Raw genomic sequence first — 19,616 nt, forward strand, 5'->3', positions numbered from 1 at the left:
TGGCGGCGATCTCGGGTAGACTCTCATGTCTTGAATACCCACATCACGTTTTTCATGCTTCCTACGGACCTGGCTGGCGCCGACGGCGACCAGAGTGCTTCGTTGCCGCGTTCCGAGCGGGCCTATCAACAACTGCGTGCCGCCATCCAGGCAGGCCAGCTGCTACCGGGAACCCGTCTGCGTGAAGTCGAGCTGGCCGAAACGCTCGGCCTGTCGCGCACGCCGGTACGCGAGGCGCTGTCCCGGCTGGAATCCGAAGGCCTGGTCGTCAACGAGCCAAACCGCGGCATGATGGTGACCCGGCTCGATGCCAGCATGGTCAGCGAGCTCTACGTGATGCGTGAAGTGCTGGAGTCTACGGCGGCCGCGCTGGCGGCACGTCATGCCACGGACGTGGAAATTTCGCTGCTGCGCGATATCGTCGAGCGCGACCTGTCGTTTGCGGCGGATCCGGACAAGCTGGCGATGAACAACCGCCTGTTCCACGAAACCTTGCACCGCTGCGCGCACAACCGCTATCTGCTCAAGACCCTGCGGTCGCTGCACGAATCGATGGCGCTGCTGGGCCGGTCCACGCTGGCCGTGCCGGGGCGGGCCCGTGGGTCGTACGAGGAGCACATGGCACTGGTCGAGGCCCTGGAAGCCCGCAATCCAGAGCAGGCCGAACTGATCACCCGCCGCCATATCCAGCAGGCTTACAAGGTACGGCTGTCGCTGTGGATCGAGGAACAGTCCAGCACCTGAGCGTTTGCACCCTGCCTTGCCGCTTGACCCATCATGGCCCCGCTCAGACGGGGCCATTGTTTTAAAAGCCCGAAAAGTGTGTTCCGCCGTTGCGCTTTTTCGCAACGATACGCCGCGTTATCGTGTGGACAGAGGCTGAAGGCTCTCTCTCCCTTCCAGCCTTACGTCACCTCCGTGGCGGTTTTTTCATGATTGGCGCGGGCACGTACGACTCTCAGGCGTACGACAGGCCGGCGCGGGCGCGGCACCCTTGCCGCGCCTCATTTTTTTCCGCCACAGCACCCACGGCAAGGAGCCATCATGACCGACAAGCCCGTCAAGATTCCCGGCCCGGACCATCCCATCACCATTACCCCGCAGCGTGCGCGCGTCGTCGTCACGGCCGGCGGCCACGTGATTGCCGATACCACGCGCGCCCTGAACCTGCAGGAAGCGTCCTATCCGGCCGTCCAGTACATCCCGCGCGACGATGTCGACATGGCGCAACTGGCCCGCACCACGCACGCCAGCCACTGCCCGTACAAGGGCGACGCCGCCTACTTCAGCATCGCGGCCGCCGGCCCACGCGGCACCAACGCGGTCTGGACCTATGAAGAGCCGCACGCCGCGGTGGCGCAAATTGCCGGATATGTCGCGTTCTACCCGGATCGTGTCGACAACATCGACATCCAGCGATAAAACGCCCCTTTGGCGGAAGCCGAAGACAAAAAGCAAAAAACCGGCCCGCCGCGCACCTTGATTCGGTGCGCGGCGGGCCGGTTTTTTAATGCTGCGGCGCCGGAAGCGCCGCTTGTGCTCTATCAGCCGATGCCGATCAGCCGTTCGCGTAGACCACCTTGGCCTTACGCGCTTCCGCCTGCAGGCGGGTAACAATGTGCTGCACGGCGGCGATCACGCGCTTCACGTCGTGGGCAAAACCCAGGCTCTGGGTGCCCAGTTCGCGGTCGATGAGGTCACGTTCCAGTTGATCGGTCAGCTTGATGTCGGATTGGGTGTTCATGGCGTCCTTCCTTTCAGGGATAACCCTTATGGGGTTTTCCCGAATTGTAGCAGAAGGATTGCGGCAATGCAGCATTAGGTAACAGTGCGTATGCGGGGGCGGGATATGTGCCTGAGAAGGCAGGAAAACTGTGGCCCAAATGCCACACCAGGCCTTCGGAGCCCAAAGGCACTACGCTAACAAGGGCTTACCAGCACGCAATATGCGCCTTTAGGCACTTTCGGTGTTCGGTACCGCGTTCGATCGCAATCACCTGCAATTCAGGGAGCCAAACTTGAAGATCCTTGTGCGCTTCTTTACGGTCATCCATGGGCTGATGGCAATTCTCTTCACCTGCGCGGCGCTGATGTTGATTGCGATTGCTGCTCGCATGGGATCGACCGTATTTGCGAGTCAATGGGATCAGACGAGCGCGCAGTCCATCATCGAAGCGCTGGGACTGCTGGCTGGCGCCGTTGTCGCATTGCAGATTGCCGAGACCATCGTTGAGGAAGAGGTCATACGGGAGGCAGACGTGAGCGCGCCCACCCGGGTACGACGTTTCATGTCGCGATTCCTGGTGGTTGTCGTCGTCGCGCTTGCCATTGAAGGGCTCGTGGCGACATTCAAGGCGCTGCACCAGGACCCGTCGCAGCTTCGCTATGCAGCCGCACTGATTGCGTCGACGGCCTTGCTTCTCGCCTCCTGGGGGCTGTTCGTCCACCTGAATCGGTCCGCGGAGGAGTTAGAGCCAGAGGCCATGGCGGAGGCGAAACGCGAAGACAAGAAGGTGCAATAGTGCGGTGTGCCGATTCCGGGCTACAACCGCGAATTCGCGCAGCGTAGCGGGAAAGTTAGCGGCTGGCGCTCGCTTGCTGCCAGCCTTCCTGGAGATTAAAGCGATCTACCACGGCGTTGAGGCGCACAGCTTGACTCTTGAGGCTTTCGGCCGCCGCAGCGCTCTCTTCCACCAGCGCTGCGTTCTGCCGGGTCGTATTGTCGATCTGGGCCACCGCGTCGCCGACATGGCCAACGCCCTGGGCCTGTTGATCGGTGGAACTTGAAATCCTTCGGATCAATTCGCTGACACGGCGTGCCTTCGTCACGATATGCGTCATGCCACCATGCGCGGCGGCTACCTGCTGCCGGCCCTGCTCCACGCAGGCGCTGCTTTCGCCAATCAACTCGCGAATCTGGCGCGCCGCCGTCGACGTCCGATGGGCCAGCAGCTGAACCTCGGTAGCCACAACCGAGAAGCCGCGACCGGCTTCGCCAGACCTGGCCGCCTCCACCGACGCGTTGAGCGACAGGATGTGGGTCTGCAAAGCAATGCTGTCGATCAGGCTCGTGATCTCCGCGATACGGTCGGCAGAGGCCGAAATGCCGTCCATCGTCTGCACGACGCGCCCAACCGCCTCGCCACCTTCGTTGACCGCATCGGATGTCTCGCCAGCCAGCGCGTTCGCCTCGCCAGCAGTTTGCGCGGCACTCTGCACTGCTGCCTGGATCTGCTGCATCGACGTGGCAGTTTGCTGCACGTCCCAGGCCTGGCGCTCGGTACGCTCGCTCAGGTCGATACTGCCGCTGGCGATTTCCGACGCTGCGTCTTCAACCGCCATCGCTGCCGTGCGCACCTCGGACATCGCCCCAGCCATACGCGTGATAGCCGCCTGCAATGCCACTGCCGTGGGAACGCTTACCGCAACGTGCGCCACATCCAGACAGATCCGCTCGCCGCTATCCACCTGCGCCACAAGCGCCGACAGCTCGGCGCCTTCCACGGCGGCACGCCTCAATTGCAGCGCCAGCACGATCTCGATGCCCGTCTGCACTACCACGTACACAGCGTGCAGCAGCACGCGCGCAAAGTCTGCCGACGAGGTGCAGAAGAACGGAAAATTCAGCGCCTGCAAGCGGTCGAACAGGATATGGTGGACTGCGAACAGGGTCGCCGCAAAAACCAGCGGCCGCCAATCGCGATACACGAGCAAGAGGCCCAACAGCACGAACACGCCAAAGTGGAATTCGGTTGTGCCGTGCGACAACTGGATATGCAACACGACCATGCCTACGTTTGCCGTGGTCAGCACCAAGCCGCTTAGCCGTGTGCCGCGTGCCACGGCGAAAATCGCGGCACCGGCTGCCACCAGCAGCACAGCGACCGTCAACGCGAGCATCGGCGCGTAATAGTGCACGCCAATGGCAATGGCTGCCGCCGCCGAGCAAAGCAGGGTGAGAAGCATCACCATGTCAGCCCAACGGGCAATACCGCTCAATGCGGCCTGCCTGGATGTCAGCGGTTGGCCCACGACGCTGGCTTCAGCGGACTGCATACGATTCAACAACATGTCTCGTTCCTTCGACGTTCAAGCTCGCACACCACACGCAGGGCGCCGGTACGCATTGAACATTTAACGGAAACGGAGCCCCAAAGCTTGAGGGATCAACATGGCTTGTCGGCGGCAGCATGCCTTCGGCGTTTGCAGGCTCGTGCCGCCAGACCCGGTCGGCAAGACATTCATCCCTTGCCCAGCATATCAACGCTTCGAGTCTGGCCTCTCCTGATGCTCGCGGGTGAAACCAGCGTTTCTCATCACCTCGCGCAACGCAATTCTGATCTGACGCGCCCGCGCGATACTCGCACGCGCGAATCGACGGGCTCTCGTACGGACGTAGACATCTATCGCGGTGGCGACAAGGGGCGCGACGACCAATAGCAAGCCGGAGCCCTGGGCCAGGAGACTGGCATGCCGCAGCCATTGCGCTTCGGGTGAGTTCCAGCCGAGATAGCGCGATCCAGTGGACAGGCTACGGGCCACGACACGGGGCCTTCCGGCCAGCCCCTCAAGGAGGCCCGCGAATGATGACGTGGCAAGGTTCACGAAACTGGACAGTTTCCCTTGGCGTTCGGCGTGCGCGGCGCTCTGGCGCATCTTGTCCGTCCAAGCTTTTCCGATTTTCCTGATGATTTTGTCCACATCCGCCTCCGATAGTTGCGACCTGGCATGGCTGCGCCTCACCAGCCCTCCCTGCCCATAGCCTCTTGCAGCGTCAGATCGGTCGACGGGAAGGACGTGAGCGATATGGCCTTGGTGCTTTGCTGCCGGGATGCCTTCAATCTAACAACGACCATCACGCGCGCCAATGCCGGCCATATGCGCATACCGGCCAAATTTGGCGTGGTTAATTGCACGTTCTACGACCTGGGTGGGCTCGACATCGCCGACGATGTCATGATCGGGCCGAACGTGAGCCTTATTACGTCCGGCCATCCCATCGAGCCCTCCCGGCGCCGCGATGGCGTCGTCGTCAATCCGATTGTGATCGAGAGAAACGTCTGGATCGCAGTCGGCGCCACCATTATCGGCGGCGTCACCGTCGGCGAGAATTCGGTTGTCGCTGCGGGTTCGGTAGTCACCCGGGACGTCCCCCCCAATACCCTCGTAGGAGGAAATCCGGCGAGAGTCATTCGGACGATTGCCGATTAGGGGAATATTTCAAACTGTTGTCGGCAGGCGCTATCGGTGTCGCTTCCGTCCGCCTGGTATCGACCACGATTCTGGCACCGACATCCTTCAACAGTCGCTGAAAATCCGGAGATTCCAGGATGATCTTGCCTGCGGCGGCCCGAAGCCGGTCAACGGCCTCGGCAGGCAGAGAAAACGATGTCGGCAACTCGTTGAGATAAGCCACCTCCGCCTTGTCCGCCAACTGGTCGAACGACACGTCGATGGCATAGATCGTTGCATCTGGCGTGCGCAATGCTGTCGCCACCGACGCGTCCTTGTTCGCGGCAAATGCCGCAGACGCCCGGACCTGGCGCATGGCACGCCACCGTGCCTGCGTATCCTTGAGCAATTCCGTCGCCTCGTAGGAGTAATGGTCGATCGGCACGCCCGTCGCTTTGAGCAGCACCTCTATGGTTCCCGGCGGCGATTCCGATTTGTCCCATGCGGTCTTGGGCACGGACAGCGAATTGACGACAAAGACGACGATGGTGCGGGTATGGTCAAGCGGCGACGGAAGACCAATCAGATGCAGAGATTCCATGACCTCGAGCGAGTCCAGTACGCTGCGCATCCCGAGGTTGTCCGACACGCCCCCGTCCACGACATGGATAAAGGGCCGGTTCACACCGTCGCCGATTTCGGCCTCTTCACGCAGGTGACGGGTCGCGCGCGCGGCGGGCCGGGGCGGATCGCCACCTTCGAGGAACGGCTTGAACCACGGGGGTAGCGAAAAATCGCAGGTGCCACCGTAGTTGTTAAAGGTGACAGGCGTCAGTACCACGGGCACGGCCGACGACGCGGCCGCCGCACGGGACAGCCGTAGCGCGCTCAGATCCGAGCAGAGCACGTCGAACGTGGCTTGCGTGAAGGGAAAGCGCGCCCCCGTAGAGATATCCGTCGCGGACGCGATAACAAGGGGGCCATTTCCCTTGTTGAGGTCACCGAACGTGGCGCCGTCGAAGAGAATCTCGTCATATAAGTCGGCGGCAAGTTCCGAGCGCCCCCAGGTGCTCGACCACAGCGCAGGCCAATACACGGGATTGATCGTGCGCCAGGTAATCGTGCCTTGCACATCGCGCTTGAGGAAACGCTGTTCGTAGTCCTCAAAAAGCTTCTCGCCGTAGAGACCATACGCGAGCGCCGTAAAACTTCCGCCCGACACCCCCGTGATGACACTGACATGATCGAGCAAGCGAGACTGGTTGCCCTTCGGTCCAACAACTTCGGTATTCCGTAGAAACTCTAGGACGCCGTACGAGAATGCCGCTGCCCGCGTTCCGCCACCCGAGAAAGCGAGAATGACCAGGTTTTCGTTATCGCTTGAGTATTGGGGACGCGTAAAGAACCGATAGCCGCTATCGGGGTCCGCCTTGGCAATCGGGGGATTGACGGGGCGGCTGGCGCACCCGCCTAGCACGACCAGCAGCGCAAGTAACAACCATGCAAACGGCAACGAGCGTCTCATGGATCCCCCGCCTCGGCGCTGTGCTACGGCCGGCTGTCTTGTTCAAATGTGTACGACAGTACAGCATAGGTCGAAAACCGGGTCTGTAGAAACGCGACGGGAAAATGACGAAATCGCCGCACGACGCGCCAGCGCGATCTATTCGCGTTTATATTTTTGCGAGTTCAACGATTCAAATGGCATCCGCGGGTAAATGTCCGATTCCTTTTCTATCCGGACAAACTCGCGCTCGCCCCGCGTGCCATCCTTGTTTTGCCGCTATTTGCGGCCCGCTTCGGCGGCGGAGGGTTCATCAATCAGGAAGAAGCCATGGATCAGCAGGTCGTACATGACTGCCGGGGCAGAGATGCCAATCATCGACGTCGTTTCGGAGAATCTCGACGTTTCCGAGGATTCGATACCGCCCAACCAGGTCAGGACATGCGGCGGCAGGCTTTCCAGTGCCAGCCCGGTACGCACCAGCAGCGCGCGGCGCGATCCGCGATATAGCGTCACGTCCAGCGCGACATCGCTCAGGAACCGCGGACGATCGGCGAACATTTCAAGGCCCTCCAGCCCCAATGAACGCGTCAGACAACAGCGGCGCCCGCGAACCGCGACGCGTCTTCAACGGAAGCGCGGCTTTCCTGTCGGACAACGTCATCGTGCAACCCCTCGAGGTATGTCCCAAATGCTGGCAATCATTTCTCCCCGATCTAAAAATTACGTCATCACTCAGCAACTTGCGATTTGGGAAGGCCAGCATTTCGGACAGGGATGCGACCACATTGAGAAAATCGCCGGCGTGTCAAAGAAAAAGCCCGCGCGTACGCGGGCGAAAGGAGAGGAGACGATATGAACGGCATCGTTGGAAGCCGTCAGGCGTTGTTCTGCATGGAACGTACCTGAGCCCCCGCCACCGGATTCAGCGGGAGAAGAATTGGCCGGCGTGCGGCATACGTGATCTGGTACGGCCGCGCAATGCAAGTCGCGCGTGGAGACGTTGTAGATTCTCGGCGGGCATGGGGTGTTCCGCTGGCTTGCCGTCGATTTTCGGCTCATGCCGATCGTTCGTCTTCGACTTTTCGGCCATTTTTGGCGTTGCAGCTTAGGCATGGTTGTTGCGCGGCGTCTGGTGACGGCCCGCGACTTCGCTCACAGGCGATGCCCTGCGGCGACATGAAGATTGCCGCGTACGCCGTCGAGGTGGGGGGACTTGCAGGTGGGGGACTTGCAAATGGGTGCACGCGGGTAGGATCCCGGCGCACCGGGCAGGAGCGATCATGGACAAAAGTCTGTTCTATCGAGGACACCACATCGTTGCGAAGGCCGTCGAGCACGTATTTGGCAAATGGTGCTGGACTTACACCATCGATGAACAAGCGTCCTATAGCGCACATGGAATTTTTCATGCGAGCAAGGGATCGGCCCTGGAGGCCGCCATCGAGAACGCACGAATGCGCGTGGACAGGTTGCCGGATAACGGCTTGCCCGAGCAGTCCTAGGTCGCTGCGCTATCGCCGTCCTGGTGCCCGGGAAATGACGCACCCAACCGGCCGGCCAGGCGCACGCACGGCCCTGGCAGCCGCGTAGGGGCTGTCCGTCGAGCGCTCCGGCCTCGATCAGCGTCCGGGGTCCATGGCACATGGCATCCATGGGCAGGGCGGCCGCCAGGCGGGCACGACGCGGCCGCGCGTCTATAATCCGGCATGACTTCTTCCGCCCCTACCCCATTCGCCACGCTGCCGCTGTCCGCGGCCATGCAGGCTACCCTCACCCAGCTCGGTTACGACGCCATGACGCCGATCCAGGCGGCCAGCCTGCCGCTCGCGCTGGCTGGCCACGACCTGATCGCCCAGGCACGCACCGGCAGCGGCAAGACCGCGGCATTCGCCCTCGCGCTGCTGCATCGCCTCGATCCGCGCCCGTTTGACGTTCAGGCGCTGGTGCTATGCCCCACGCGCGAACTGGCCGATCAGGTCACGCAGGAAATCCGGCGGCTCGCCCGTGCCGAGGACAACGTCAAGGTGCTGACGCTCAGCGGCGGCTCGCCGATCCGGCCACAGGTGGAAAGCCTGGTGCATGGTGCGCACGTGGTTGTCGGCACGCCCGGCCGCATCATCGATCACCTCGATCGCGGCGGCCTGAATCTCGACACGATCAATACGCTGGTGCTCGATGAAGCCGACCGCATGCTCGACATGGGCTTCCATGACGACATCTCCTTCATTGCCAGCCATGCACCGAAGGATCGGCAGACGCTGCTGTTCTCGGCCACCTATCCGGAGGCCATCGACAAGCTCGCCCATCGCTTCCTGCGTCAGCCGAAGACGGTGAAGGTTGAGCAGGCGCACGACGCCGCCACCATCAGCCAGCGCTTCTACGAGGTGGAGGAAAACGCCCGCCTCAATGCCGTCGGCCTGTTGCTCGACCATTTCCGCCCGGCCACCTCGCTCGCTTTCTGCAACACGAAGGCGCGTTGTCGCGATCTGGTCGACCTGCTGAACGCGCAAGGCTATGCCGCGCTGGCGCTGCATGGCGACCTTGACCAGCGCGAGCGCGATCAGGTGCTGGTGCAGTTCACCAACCGAAGCTGCTCGGTGCTTGTGGCCACCGACGTGGCCGCGCGCGGGCTCGACATTGCGCAACTGGAAGCCGTGATCAACGTCGACGTCACGCCCGACCCCGAAATCCATGTCCACCGCGTCGGCCGCACCGGCCGTGCTGGCGAAGCGGGCTCGGCCTTCAGCCTGGTCAGCCTCGACGAAATGGGTCGCGTAGGCAACATCGAACAGCATCAGGGCGGCGAGTTCGAGTGGCACGCGCTGAGCGAACTGACGCCGGCGGGCGGCACGCGACTGCTGCCGCCGATGGTCACCCTGCAGATGCTGGGCGGGCGCAAGGAAAAGATCCGGCCCGGCGATATCCTTGGCGCGCTGACCGGCGAAGCCGGCTTCACGAAGGAACAGGTCGGCAAGATCAATGTGCTGGAGATGTCGACCTATATCGCCGTCGACCGCACCATTGGCCGCGAGGCGATGAAGCGGCTGAACGAAGGCAAGGTGAAGGGCCGCAAGGTCAAAGTGAGAATGCTGACGACCGATCAGCGGTAACTGCGGGGCGGTCGGTACGGGGGAACGATCCGGCTGCCGCTGGCGTTCTCACGGGCGATAGGCCCTCCTCGCATGCGTGCCTAGATACCCTGCCCGCCAGACACCTCGATGCGTTGTGCATTGACCCATCGATTGTCGACCCCTACCTTGGTCTGAGTCCTCCCCGACCACCCGCCAATTGCTGCGCGCGTGGGCGCTTTCTAGCATCCGGTAGTAGTGGCACCACGGCCGGGGCGGCCGTTGCCTGCCCTTCCCCCAAACGCTGCTTACCCCCGATTCGATCGATGCGCACGATTCGCAAATCCCTCATCCCGCTGCTTTCCGCCATGGCCTTCGGCGCGACATTCGCTGCGGCAACGCTTCCTTCCGTGGCAGCTGCGGCGGCACCCCAGGTGCAAACGCAGGGCCCGGGCTTCTACCGGATCATGGTGGGCGATGTCGAGGTGACGGCGCTGCTTGACGGCACGCACGCGTTTCCGGTCGATACCGTCGTGGAGGGCATGTCCGGCGCAGAGATCCGGGCCGACCTGGCCCGCGACTTCCTGACGCCACCGGTGCAGGGCTCGATCAATGCCTTTCTGATCAACACGGGCAGCCAGCTGCTACTGGTCGATGCGGGTGCCGGCGACCTCTACGGTCCGTGCTGCGGCCATCTGATCGAGAACCTTCGCGCGGCGGGCTATCAGCCGGAGCAGGTGGACCAGGTGCTGCTCACCCACATGCACAAGGACCACATCGGCGGCGTCAGCGCCCACGGAAAGCCACTGTTTCCGAATGCCGTGCTGCGGGTCAGCAAGGCAGAGGCCGACTATTGGCTGACTGCCGCCAACAAGGCGAAGGCGCCCGCGTTCCTGGCCACGTTCTTCGATGCCGCCGGCGCGGCCGCCGCACCGTACCAGGCAGCCCATCGCTTCGCGCCGTTCGAGGCCGATGTGGAACTGGCACCCGGCATCACCACCATGCGTACGCCCGGCCATACGCCGGGGCACGTGTCGTACGTCGTCAAGAGCCAGGGCCAGACGATGATCGTCTGGGGCGACCTGGTCCATGTCGCAGCGCTGCAGCTTCGCAAGCCCGACACCACGGTCAAGTACGACAGCGATGCAGCCAGCGCGCGCCGCTCGCGCCATTCGGTTTTCGGCCAGGTCGTCCGGGACCGTACGGTGGTCGCCGCCGCCCATATCGCGTTCCCGGGCCTGGGGCACTTGCGCCAGCAGGGCGGCCGCTTCGAGTGGGTACCGGTGAACTACGAAGCCGAACCGGGCAAGCCTGACAGCCATTGACGGTATCGGCCCCGCCAGCCCGGCCCGAGGCGATGCAAAAATGCATCGCTGCGTGGGAAAACTTCACGCTTCGGCCCGGGCCGACGGACCCTATACTCGCCGCCATTCACCGCTTGCCTGCCGGGCACCACCCGTTGCGCAAGCTTCAAATGGAGTGCGAATGAAAGCGATCACCATCCCATCGTTCGGCGATGCCGACGCCCTGCAACTGGCAGACGTGGCCGAGCCGGTGCTGCGACCCCACGACCTGCTGGTGCGCAACCACGCCGCAGGCGTGAACCGCGCCGACATCAACCAGCGGCAAGGCGCATACGGCCGCGCCAGCTTTGGCGACTCCGACGTCATGGGCCTGGAGATCGCCGGCGAAGTGGTGGCCGTGGGCGACCAGGCACATGGCTTCAAAGCCGGCGACCGGGTGATGGGCATCGTTGGTGGTGGCGGGTACGCGGAACTGGCTCGCATTGACCATCGCATGGCCATGCCGATCCCGGACGGGCTGTCCTGGATCGAAGCGGCGGCGATCCCCGAAGTCTTCGAGACCGCCCACGAGGCGCTGTTCCACCTTGCCGGCCTGCGCGCCGGCGAACGCGTGCTGATCCATGCCGCGGCCAGCGGCGTGGGCTCCGCCGCCGTGCAGTTGGCCGCCGCGTCCGGCGCCGAGGTATTTGTCACAGCCAGTGGCAGCAAGCTGGCGCCGCTGCGCGAACTCGGCGCGAATGTCCTGATCGACTACCGCGAGCAGGACTTCCTGACCGCCGTGAAGGCAGCCACGGACGACCGGGGCGTAGATGTCATTGTCGACTTCGTGGGCGCCCCCTATTTCGAGCGCAACATCCACGCGCTGGCCAATGGCGGCCGGCTGATCCAGGTGGGCATCCTCGGCGGCGGTGCCGGCGCGAACCTGCCGCTGGAGCGCATCCTGTACGGCCATCTGAAGATCATCGGCACGGTGATGAAATCGCGCACCCAGGCCGAAAAGCACGCGATGACCCGCCGCTTCCGCGAGCATTGGCTGCCGCGCTTCACGGCTGCGGGCCTGAAACCGGTGATCGACAGCGTCTTCCCGCTGGGCCAGGCTGCCGACGCTCACCGCCGGATGGAGTCGAACCAGAGCATCGGCAAGATCGTCCTGGCCGTGGAACCTCCCCGCGCCTGAGCCAGTTGGCGGCTCCGCCAGCCCGCGCGCGGCGGATGTCAGGTATCGAGGTCCTGAAAGGACGCGGCGATCGTGTCGATCATTGCCCGGACACGCGCGGTGTGCCGCAAGTCCTGGTGTGTGACCAGCCAGACCTCGTAGCGGCGGGCCCGTTCTCGCTCGGGCCAGATCCGCACCAGCCCATCGCGCTCGGCCATGGGCACAGGCACCTCGCCGATGGCCGTTCCCATGCGGATCGTGGCGCGGAGCATCAGGCTGGAGTTCACCGCCGCCACCAGCCGCCCGGCACCGATCGGCTCCCCCACCAGCGTCGGCGCGGCATGGCTGGTCAGGTGCGGTTGGTACATCACCAGGTCATGACCGGCGAAACCGCCTTCGGGATCGGGCTCGCCGCGTTGGGCAAGGTAGGCGCCGGACGCGTACAGGCCCACCGGCCAGCGCGCCAGACGGCGTGCGACCAGATCGGGGTTGTCCGGTTTCATGTTGCGGATGGCGATGTCGGCCTCGCGCCGCGCCAGGTTCAGTATCTGCGTGGACGTATTGAGCATCACCCGCACGTCCGGATGATCGGCGTGGAGCCGCGCAATCGCCGGGATCACAAACTCCAGCGCCAGCGAATCGGTCGTGGTGACCTTGACCTCGCCGGCCAGCCGGCTGTCGGTGCCCTGCGCCTGCCTGACCAGATCGTTGGCGAACGCCTCCATCTTCTCGGCCGACCGCAAGGCGTTCTCGCCGGCAGGCGTGAGCACATAGCCGTCGGATGTGCGCAGGAACAGCGTGGCGCCCAGGGCATGCTCCAGCGCCGCCAGCCGTCGACCTACCGTGGCCTGGTCGACGCCGGCCACCCGGGCCGCACGCCGCAGCGTGCCCTCGCGCTGGAGGGCCAGAAAGATTCGCGTATCGTCCCAGTTCACTTCGGTGCCACACCCATGAAGAATCGGATGACAGATATTGTCCCTTCATCCAACGGATAGGCAAAGCCATACCAATGTGCAATGCATCGGCGGGCACGATTTGCTTACCATGGACTGGCCTCGATTTGAGGCCCATCCTCCCTCCGATTGCGCCCGCTTCCCCAAGCGGGCGTTTTTTTGCCCGGCTGTCGGCCGGTCAGTCAGCCTTGGCCGGCTCGCGTTCGGCCAGTGCCTCCAGCAACGGGGCCGATGGCACGAAGAACAGGCCGCCTGTCACCGCCTGGCTGAAGTCCAGCAGCCGGTCGTAGTTGCCTGGTGGCTTGCCGACGATCATGTTCTCGAGCATCTGCTCGATCGGGGCCGGCGAGCGGGCGTAGCCAATGAAGTACGTGCCGAACTCGCCCTTGCCGGGCTGGCCGAAGGGCATGTTGTCACGCAGGATCTTGACCTCTTCGCCGTCCTGCTCAAGCGTCGTCAGCGTACTGTGCGAGCAGGTCGGCTTGACCGCATCGTCCAGTTCGATGTCGTCGAGCTTGGTCCGGCCGATGATGCGCTCCTGGGCCTCCACCGTCAGGTCGTTCCACGCATCCATGTTGTGCAGGTATTTCTGCACGAGCACATAGCTGCCGCCCGCGAACGGCGCGTCTTCGTCGCCGACGATCGTGAAGCGAACCTTGTCGTCGCCCTCCGGATTCTCGGTGCCGTCGACAAACCCCACCATGCTGCGCATGTCGAAGTACCGGAACCCCTGCACTTCATCGACCACCGTTACCGCCGACCCCAGACGCCGCATCAGTTGCGTGGCCAGTTCAAAGCACAGGTCCATCTGGTCGGCGCGGATATGCAGGAGCAGTTCACCCGGGGTCGCCATGGCGCGGCGGTTGCCGGCCTCGAACTCGCGGAATGGATGCAGCGACGACGGGCGCGGCGCCCCGAACAGCCTGTCCCAGGCATCCGAAGCAAAGCCGCAGACGCAGGACAGGTTGCCCGCCGGCACGCGCTTGCCAACGGATCGCACCAGCGCGGCGATGTCGCCGCATATCGACCTGACCGTGTCGGCGTGCGCGTCGCCGTCGGAAATGGTGGCCACGATAAAGATCGCGCTGCGCGTGATGGGGCTGTATACAGCCTGCGGAATGGGGGTGTTATCCATGTTCTTCCAGTCGCTTGACGGTGGTTGGCCCAATGAGTGGTCCCGATGGTTCGCCAGATTGCCGCTCAAGTGACCCATCCCATGGGTCGGCGAATCAGGACGTCGGCCTCGGGATAATAGGCGGCCACCGCCTTGCGCACAATATCCGCCATGGCAGCACGTCAGCGGCCACCCCCCGATGGCGCGCTGACGGCCACGATCATTCCGGCACCACCCCCGCGGCCTGGATGATCTTGCCCCACTTCGATACCTCCGAGCGCTGGAACGTGCTGAAGGCCGCGGATGTCTTGCCTTCCGGCTCCACGCCCAGCGCCCGCAGGCGCTGCTGCACGGCCGGCGTGGCCACGACCGCGGCAATCTCGCTGGCAAGCCGGTCGACAATCGGCTTCGGCGTGCCGGCCGGCGCGAAGATGCCCTGCCAGGACTGCATCTCGAAGCCCTTCAGGCCCTGGTCCGCCAGCGGTTGCACACCGGGCAGGCCCGACAGCGCATGCCTGGACGTGACGCCGATGGCCCGTACGCGCTTGCCGTCAAGCATTGGCTTGGCAGCGGCCACGGTCTCGAACACGAGATCGATCTGGCCGCCGATCAGGTCGGTCATCGCCGCCGCACCCCCCTTGTACGAGATCTGCTGCAACTGCGTGCCGGTGATGCTCTGGAACAACTGGCCCGACAACTGCTGCGAACTACCGGGGCCGGCCGTGCCGAATGTCAGCGAACCCGGCTTGGCCTTCAGCGCGGCGACGATCTGGTCCACCGACTTGTACGGGCTGTCATTCGACACGACCAGCACGTTGCTGACCGTGCCCACCAGGTTCACCGCGACAAAGTCCTTGACCGGGTCATAGCCAAGCTTCTTGTAGAAGAACGGATTGACCGCGTGCGTGGTGATCGTGCCGCCCATGATCGTGTAGCCATCGGGATCGGCACGCGCCACGAACTGGGTGCCGAGGATGCCCGACACCCCAGGCTTGTTGTCGATGACCACCGGCTGTCCCAGACGCTGCGACAGGCCTTCGGCCACGATGCGGGCGGTGGCGTCCGACACGCCGCCGGGCGAGAACGGCACCACGTACTTGATCGGCTTGGTCGGCCAGGTGTCGGCCCTGACCGGTGCGACCACGGCCAGCGACAGCCCGGCAAGCGCCAGGGCGGCGCATAGCGTGCGGCGGTATGCGGATTTCATGTTTCGTCTCCAGTTTATTGTCGCAAGGGGCTCGCAAGCGGTTTCCCCTTCGATACAGCACCTTCTTGCATCACCTTCAATACAGCGGCCTGCCGCCGTCGACGGGAATGGCCACCCCAGTGGTGAACGGCATCGCGCCTGCCGCCGCCAAGACGGCAGTGGCCACTTCGGCGGGATCGGCCAGCCGTCCCAGCGGCGTGAGCCGGGCCTGCATTTCCCGCCACGCCGGGTCCATCGCGCGCACGAAGTCGGTGTCGACCAGGCCGGGCGATACCGACACCACGCGGATACGTGGCGCCAGCGCACGGGCCAGCGACGCGGTCAGGTTGTCCAGCGCCGCCTTCGATGCGCAATAGGCGATGTTGCTGCCCATGGCCGTGCGCGCCGCCACCGACGAGATATTGATGATGGCCGCCCCTTCCGCCGCCTCCAGCAGCGGCCGGAAGGCCCGCACCATGGCGATCGGGCCGCGCACGTTGGTGGCCAGCACGGTGTCGATCAGCGCGTCGTCGAGCGCATCGAGGTCATCGTGCCGAACGTATCGCGTGGTGCCGGCGCAATTGACCAGTACGTCCACGCGCCCGAATGCTTCGGCCACCTCCGCCGCGCCGCGCCGGAGGGCATCGCTGTCCGTCACCGGCAGCGCCACGGCGACGTGATCGCCCTGGCCCGGCGCCGGAAGCTCGCGCGTCAACGCCACGGCCGCCTCGCTGGACCGGTGATACCCAGCCACCACCTGAGCGCCCGCCCCCGCGAACGCGTGGCAGATGGCAGCCCCCAGGCCGCCGGTGGCGCCCGTCACCAGCACCACCTTGCCGCCGAAATCGAGTGGGCCCTGCAGGCCGGCACGCGCGCCCATGTTCATGCTGCCTGGCGCGACTTGCCGTAGCGGCGCACGCGGATATCGGCCTGCTCCTTGTGCCCGGCAAAGCCTTCCAGCGCACACAGCCGCGAGCAGTATTCGCCGATCATGGCCGAGGCCTCGTCGGTCGTCACGCGCTGGTAGGTGCAGGTCTTGATGAACTTGCCCACCCACAGGCCGCCGGTGTAGCGCGCCGCCTTGGTGGTCGGCAGCGTGTGGTTGGTGCCGATGACCTTGTCGCCATACGACACATTGGTGCGGGCGCCCAGGAAGAGCGCGCCGTAGTTCGTCATGTGCTGCAGGAAGTAGTCCGGATCGCGCGTCATGACCTGCACGTGCTCGGATGCAATGCGATCCGCCTCGGTCACCATTTCCTCGTACGAATCGCACAGGATGATCTCGCCGTATTCTTCCCAGGCCACGCGGGCAATCGGCGCGGTCGGCAGGATGGCGAGCTGGCGGGCGATCTCGGCCGGCACGGCCTCTGCCAGGGCGCGCGAGTTGGTCAGCAGGATGGCCGGCGAATTGGGCCCGTGTTCGGCCTGGCCCAGCAGGTCGGCCACCGCGAGTTCGGCGTCGCAGGTGTCGTCGGCGATGATCAGCGTCTCGGTCGGGCCGGCCAGCAGGTCGATGCCCACGCGCCCGAACAGCTGGCGCTTGGCTTCGGCCACATAGGCATTGCCCGGCCCAACGATCATGTCGACCGGTTCGATGTGTTCCGTGCCCAGCGCCATGGCGGCGATGGCCTGCACGCCACCCATGCAGTAGATCTCGTCGGCGCCGGCCAGGTGCATGGCGGCGACGATGGCGGGCGACGGCTTGCCGTCGAACGGCGGCGCCGCCGCAATCACGCGCTTCACGCCGGCCACCTTGGCCGTCAGCACACTCATATGGGCCGATGCCACCAGCGGATACTTGCCCCCGGGGATATAGCAGCCGACGCTGTTCACCGGCAGGTTCTTGTGGCCCAGCACCACGCCGGGCAGGGTCTCCACCTCGACGTCGTGCATCGAATCCTTCTGGATCTGCGCGAAGCGACGGATCTGCGCCTGGGCAAAGCGGATGTCATCGAGCACTTCAGGCGACAGCGACGCCACGCAGGCCTCGATTTCAGCCTGCGACAGCCGGAAGTTCTGCGGCTGCCACTTGTCGAACTGCGCGGAGTAGTCGCGCACGGCGGCGTCGCCACGGCTGGCGATCTGCGCCAGGATGCCCGCGACGGTATCGCGTACCTGCTCCTGGATTTCCGCCTTCACTTCCTGCGGCTTCGACGTCTTCAAAAACTGGGCCATGCAAGTCTCCTTCTGGTATGCCATGGGCGCACGGCGCCGGGACGCGCTGCGCCCGGCCGCTCGTGGCGATTCTGTGTGTGCTGGAACGGGGAAATTCTGGGCGGGCTAGTAGCGCAATCCCGCTGCGGTGGTGTCGTGCCCGGCCTGGGCCGCCTGGCGAAGCGCCTGCGTGATCACGCTGGTGGCGACCGTGGCGAAGTAGCGCGCCCCGCATTCGCCATAGCGTCGCTCGTCGTCCGCGTTCAGCGCAATGATGCCGGCGCACTTGCCCTGGGCATGCACCGCGCGCAGCGTCTGCTCGATGGCGGCCGCCACGGCGGGGGCCTTCCAGTCATTGCCATGGCCCATCGCATGCGCCAGGTCGTTCGGGCCGACGAACACGCAGTCGATGCCGTCGACGGCCGCAATCGCCGCGGCGTTGGCAACGCCCTCGGGCGTTTCGATCATCGCGATCAGCGCCACGCCCTCGTTGCTGCGCGTGGTATGGGCGGCGCCCGGAAACGCGCCGTAGCCGGCTGCGCGGCCGCTGAAAGCGCTGCCGCGTCGGCCAATGGCGGGATACCGCACGCGCTGCACCAGATCGCGGGCATCCTCGACCGTTTCGATCATCGGCACCTGCACGGCGCTGGCGCCCATGTCCAGGACACGGGGGATGTCTTCGAGAAAGCACCGCACCACCGGAATGATGCCGCTGGCGCGGGCGGCGCGCAGCATGTGCTCGGTGGTTTCAAAATCGGCGGCGCCGTGCTCGTTGTCGATGATGGCGAACGTGAAGCCCGCGTAGGCACACATCTCCACGATGGCCGGGCTGGGCAGGGCCGTGAAGATGCCGCGCACGGGCTTTCCACTGCGAAGCAGCGCCGGCAGGCGGTCGTCGATCGGGTGCTGGATGGTCATGTCTCGCGTCTCTGTTTTCATGCCGCGACGCGTAGAGGTGGTCGCGGTGAAGACATTCTGCGTCTGGGCGAGTTATATTTCCAATATTACTTGTGTATCTGACTTATACAGAACCTGTATATGTATAACCCACTCGAACTGCGTGTTCTGACCTCGTTCCTGGTGCTGGCCGACGAACTCAATTTCACGCGCGCCGCACGTCGGCTCAATATGACGCAGCCGCCCTTGAGCCTGCAGATCAAACAACTCGAAGCCCAGATCGGGGCGCAATTGTTCGAGCGGACCAAACGGAGCGTGCGGCTGACGCCAGCCGGCCAGGTGCTGCGCGCCGAGGCCGAGAAGCTGTTCGACATCGAACATCGCGCGCGGCAGATGGTGGCGCAGGCGAACCGTGGCGAGGACGTGGGCCATCTCGGCATCGGCCTGACCGCCATCTCCGCCGTCGAACTCGTTCCGGACATCCTGCGGCGCTTTTCCGCGCGCGTGCCCGGCGTGCTCTACTCGCTGCGCGAAATCAGTTCCGAGGCCATGCTCCAGGCGCTGCTGAGCAACGAGCTGGACGTGGCCATCCTGCGGCCGCCCGTTACCGATCCCCGTCTGCAGGCGCGGCGCCTGATGTCCGATCCCTATGTGCTGGCCGTGCCCGTCGATCATCCGCTGGCCAGCCAGCCAAAAGTCCATGCGCGCGACCTCGACGGCCAGAGCCTGGCCACGCTGGAACGGCGCTACGGCCAGTACGCGCACGACCTGATGATGACCTGGCTGGCCGAGCACAATATCGTGCCGTCGCGCGTGCACGACGCGGCGCGCCACCACGCCATGATGTCGATGGTGTCGGCCGGCATTGCCGTATCGCTGGTGCCCGCATCGGCCGCCGCCCAACCGATCAACGGCGTGGTCTATCGACGGCTGGCCGACCGCGATGTACCGGCATTGGAACTGTGGGTGGCCTTCCACAAGGAAATCGGCAATCCGATGATCCTGCCGTTCGTGGCGCAGGCCGTGGAGAGCGCAGCCGGCTACAAGGTGGCTGACCGCTGCTTCTCGCCACCGGGCTAGCGCCGCCGGGGCCCGCCCGGCCCGG

20 protein-coding genes and 1 pseudogene are annotated in these 19,616 nt (G+C 64.5%); 10 read left to right on the forward strand and 11 right to left on the reverse strand.

Features of this window, described 5'->3' with window-relative positions; genetic code table 11:
- The first annotated feature begins 54 nt into the window (after positions 1 to 54).
- Together CYJ10_RS17660 and CYJ10_RS17665 are read left to right on the forward strand one after the other, a co-directional pair.
- Positions 55 to 744 (forward strand): GntR family transcriptional regulator, encoded by a 690-nt coding sequence (locus tag CYJ10_RS17660; protein WP_101682955.1) that lies wholly within the window; start codon positions 55 to 57, stop codon positions 742 to 744.
- A 300-nt stretch (positions 745 to 1,044) separates the two neighbouring features.
- A complete protein-coding gene (locus CYJ10_RS17665) occupies positions 1,045 to 1,422 on the forward strand; it encodes a DUF427 domain-containing protein (protein WP_101682786.1) in 378 nt (125 codons plus the stop codon).
- Between the two features lie 136 nt (positions 1,423 to 1,558).
- On the opposite strand, the gene CYJ10_RS17670 is transcribed toward CYJ10_RS17665, so the two are convergent.
- The gene (locus tag CYJ10_RS17670; RefSeq protein WP_101682787.1) at positions 1,559 to 1,744 is read right to left on the reverse strand and encodes a hypothetical protein; all 186 of its coding nucleotides are present in this window, start codon (positions 1,742 to 1,744) and stop codon (positions 1,559 to 1,561) included.
- 274 nt (positions 1,745 to 2,018) lie between these two features.
- Between CYJ10_RS17670 and CYJ10_RS17675 the strand changes: the two genes are divergently transcribed.
- Positions 2,019 to 2,522, forward strand: a complete 504-nt coding sequence (locus CYJ10_RS17675; protein ID WP_257993397.1) for a hypothetical protein — start codon at positions 2,019 to 2,021, stop codon at positions 2,520 to 2,522.
- A 55-nt stretch (positions 2,523 to 2,577) separates the two neighbouring features.
- Here the strand turns inward: CYJ10_RS17675 and CYJ10_RS17680 are convergent, their stop codons facing one another.
- Positions 2,578 to 4,071, reverse strand: coding sequence for a methyl-accepting chemotaxis protein (locus CYJ10_RS17680; RefSeq protein WP_101682788.1), 1,494 nt, complete (start codon positions 4,069 to 4,071; stop codon positions 2,578 to 2,580).
- Positions 4,072 to 4,260: 189 nt separating this feature from the next.
- Entirely contained in the window at positions 4,261 to 4,701 is a 441-nt protein-coding gene (locus CYJ10_RS17685; RefSeq protein WP_146002071.1) for a hypothetical protein, read from the reverse strand.
- Positions 4,702 to 4,908: 207 nt separating this feature from the next.
- On the opposite strand from CYJ10_RS17685, the pseudogene CYJ10_RS17690 reads away from it, so the two are divergent.
- Positions 4,909 to 5,211 (forward strand): annotated as a pseudogene (locus CYJ10_RS17690) (DapH/DapD/GlmU-related protein); the annotation flags it as partial.
- Here the strand turns inward: CYJ10_RS17690 and CYJ10_RS17695 are convergent.
- Positions 5,189 to 6,697 (reverse strand): patatin-like phospholipase family protein, encoded by a 1,509-nt coding sequence (locus tag CYJ10_RS17695; RefSeq protein WP_101682790.1) that lies wholly within the window; start codon positions 6,695 to 6,697, stop codon positions 5,189 to 5,191. The pseudogene CYJ10_RS17690 and the gene CYJ10_RS17695 sit on opposite strands and share 23 nt — an antisense overlap.
- Positions 6,698 to 6,955: 258 nt before the next feature.
- Entirely contained in the window at positions 6,956 to 7,237 is a 282-nt protein-coding gene (locus CYJ10_RS17700) for a hypothetical protein (RefSeq protein WP_101682791.1), read from the reverse strand.
- Between the two features lie 130 nt (positions 7,238 to 7,367).
- Between CYJ10_RS17700 and CYJ10_RS34180 the strand changes: the two genes are divergently transcribed.
- The 5 genes from CYJ10_RS34180 (at position 7,368) to CYJ10_RS17720 (ending at position 12,228) form a co-directional block, all read left to right on the forward strand.
- The gene (locus CYJ10_RS34180) at positions 7,368 to 7,535 is read left to right on the forward strand and encodes a hypothetical protein (RefSeq protein WP_180862969.1); all 168 of its coding nucleotides are present in this window, start codon (positions 7,368 to 7,370) and stop codon (positions 7,533 to 7,535) included.
- 424 nt (positions 7,536 to 7,959) lie between these two features.
- Positions 7,960 to 8,181 (forward strand): hypothetical protein, encoded by a 222-nt coding sequence (locus tag CYJ10_RS17705; RefSeq protein WP_101682792.1) that lies wholly within the window; start codon positions 7,960 to 7,962, stop codon positions 8,179 to 8,181.
- Between the two features lie 204 nt (positions 8,182 to 8,385).
- Entirely contained in the window at positions 8,386 to 9,789 is a 1,404-nt protein-coding gene (gene dbpA, locus CYJ10_RS17710) for an ATP-dependent RNA helicase DbpA (protein ID WP_101682793.1), read from the forward strand.
- A 284-nt stretch (positions 9,790 to 10,073) separates the two neighbouring features.
- Positions 10,074 to 11,072, forward strand: a complete 999-nt coding sequence (locus CYJ10_RS17715; protein ID WP_101682794.1) for an MBL fold metallo-hydrolase — start codon at positions 10,074 to 10,076, stop codon at positions 11,070 to 11,072.
- Positions 11,073 to 11,232: 160 nt separating this feature from the next.
- The gene (locus CYJ10_RS17720; RefSeq protein WP_101682795.1) at positions 11,233 to 12,228 is read left to right on the forward strand and encodes an NAD(P)H-quinone oxidoreductase; all 996 of its coding nucleotides are present in this window, start codon (positions 11,233 to 11,235) and stop codon (positions 12,226 to 12,228) included.
- A 38-nt stretch (positions 12,229 to 12,266) separates the two neighbouring features.
- Here CYJ10_RS17720 and CYJ10_RS17725 read toward each other — a convergent pair whose 3' ends face one another.
- The 6 genes from CYJ10_RS17725 to CYJ10_RS17750 all read right to left on the reverse strand — a co-directional run bounded on the left by CYJ10_RS17725 (position 12,267) and on the right by CYJ10_RS17750 (position 18,532).
- Positions 12,267 to 13,142, reverse strand: a complete 876-nt coding sequence (locus CYJ10_RS17725) for a LysR family transcriptional regulator (protein WP_101682796.1) — start codon at positions 13,140 to 13,142, stop codon at positions 12,267 to 12,269.
- Between the two features lie 196 nt (positions 13,143 to 13,338).
- Positions 13,339 to 14,295, reverse strand: a complete 957-nt coding sequence (locus CYJ10_RS17730; RefSeq protein WP_101682797.1) for a Dyp-type peroxidase — start codon at positions 14,293 to 14,295, stop codon at positions 13,339 to 13,341.
- Between the two features lie 199 nt (positions 14,296 to 14,494).
- A complete protein-coding gene (locus CYJ10_RS17735; RefSeq protein WP_101682798.1) occupies positions 14,495 to 15,481 on the reverse strand; it encodes a Bug family tripartite tricarboxylate transporter substrate binding protein in 987 nt (328 codons plus the stop codon).
- Between the two features lie 76 nt (positions 15,482 to 15,557).
- Entirely contained in the window at positions 15,558 to 16,340 is a 783-nt protein-coding gene (locus CYJ10_RS17740; RefSeq protein WP_101682957.1) for an SDR family NAD(P)-dependent oxidoreductase, read from the reverse strand.
- Positions 16,341 to 16,342: 2 nt separating this feature from the next.
- Complete coding sequence (gene hisD, locus CYJ10_RS17745; protein ID WP_101682799.1) at positions 16,343 to 17,635, reverse strand: histidinol dehydrogenase; 1,293 nt, start codon at positions 17,633 to 17,635, stop codon at positions 16,343 to 16,345.
- Positions 17,636 to 17,740: 105 nt separating this feature from the next.
- Entirely contained in the window at positions 17,741 to 18,532 is a 792-nt protein-coding gene (locus tag CYJ10_RS17750) for an HpcH/HpaI aldolase family protein (protein WP_101682800.1), read from the reverse strand.
- A gap of 120 nt (positions 18,533 to 18,652) precedes the next feature.
- Here CYJ10_RS17750 and CYJ10_RS17755 point away from each other — a divergent pair, with 120 nt between their 5' ends.
- The gene (locus CYJ10_RS17755) at positions 18,653 to 19,591 is read left to right on the forward strand and encodes a LysR substrate-binding domain-containing protein (RefSeq protein WP_101682801.1); all 939 of its coding nucleotides are present in this window, start codon (positions 18,653 to 18,655) and stop codon (positions 19,589 to 19,591) included.
- Positions 19,592 to 19,616 lie beyond the last annotated feature (25 nt).

Origin of the sequence: Cupriavidus pauculus, from assembly GCF_002858765.1 — a bacterium.
GTDB classification, from domain to species: domain Bacteria; phylum Pseudomonadota; class Gammaproteobacteria; order Burkholderiales; family Burkholderiaceae; genus Cupriavidus; species Cupriavidus pauculus_B.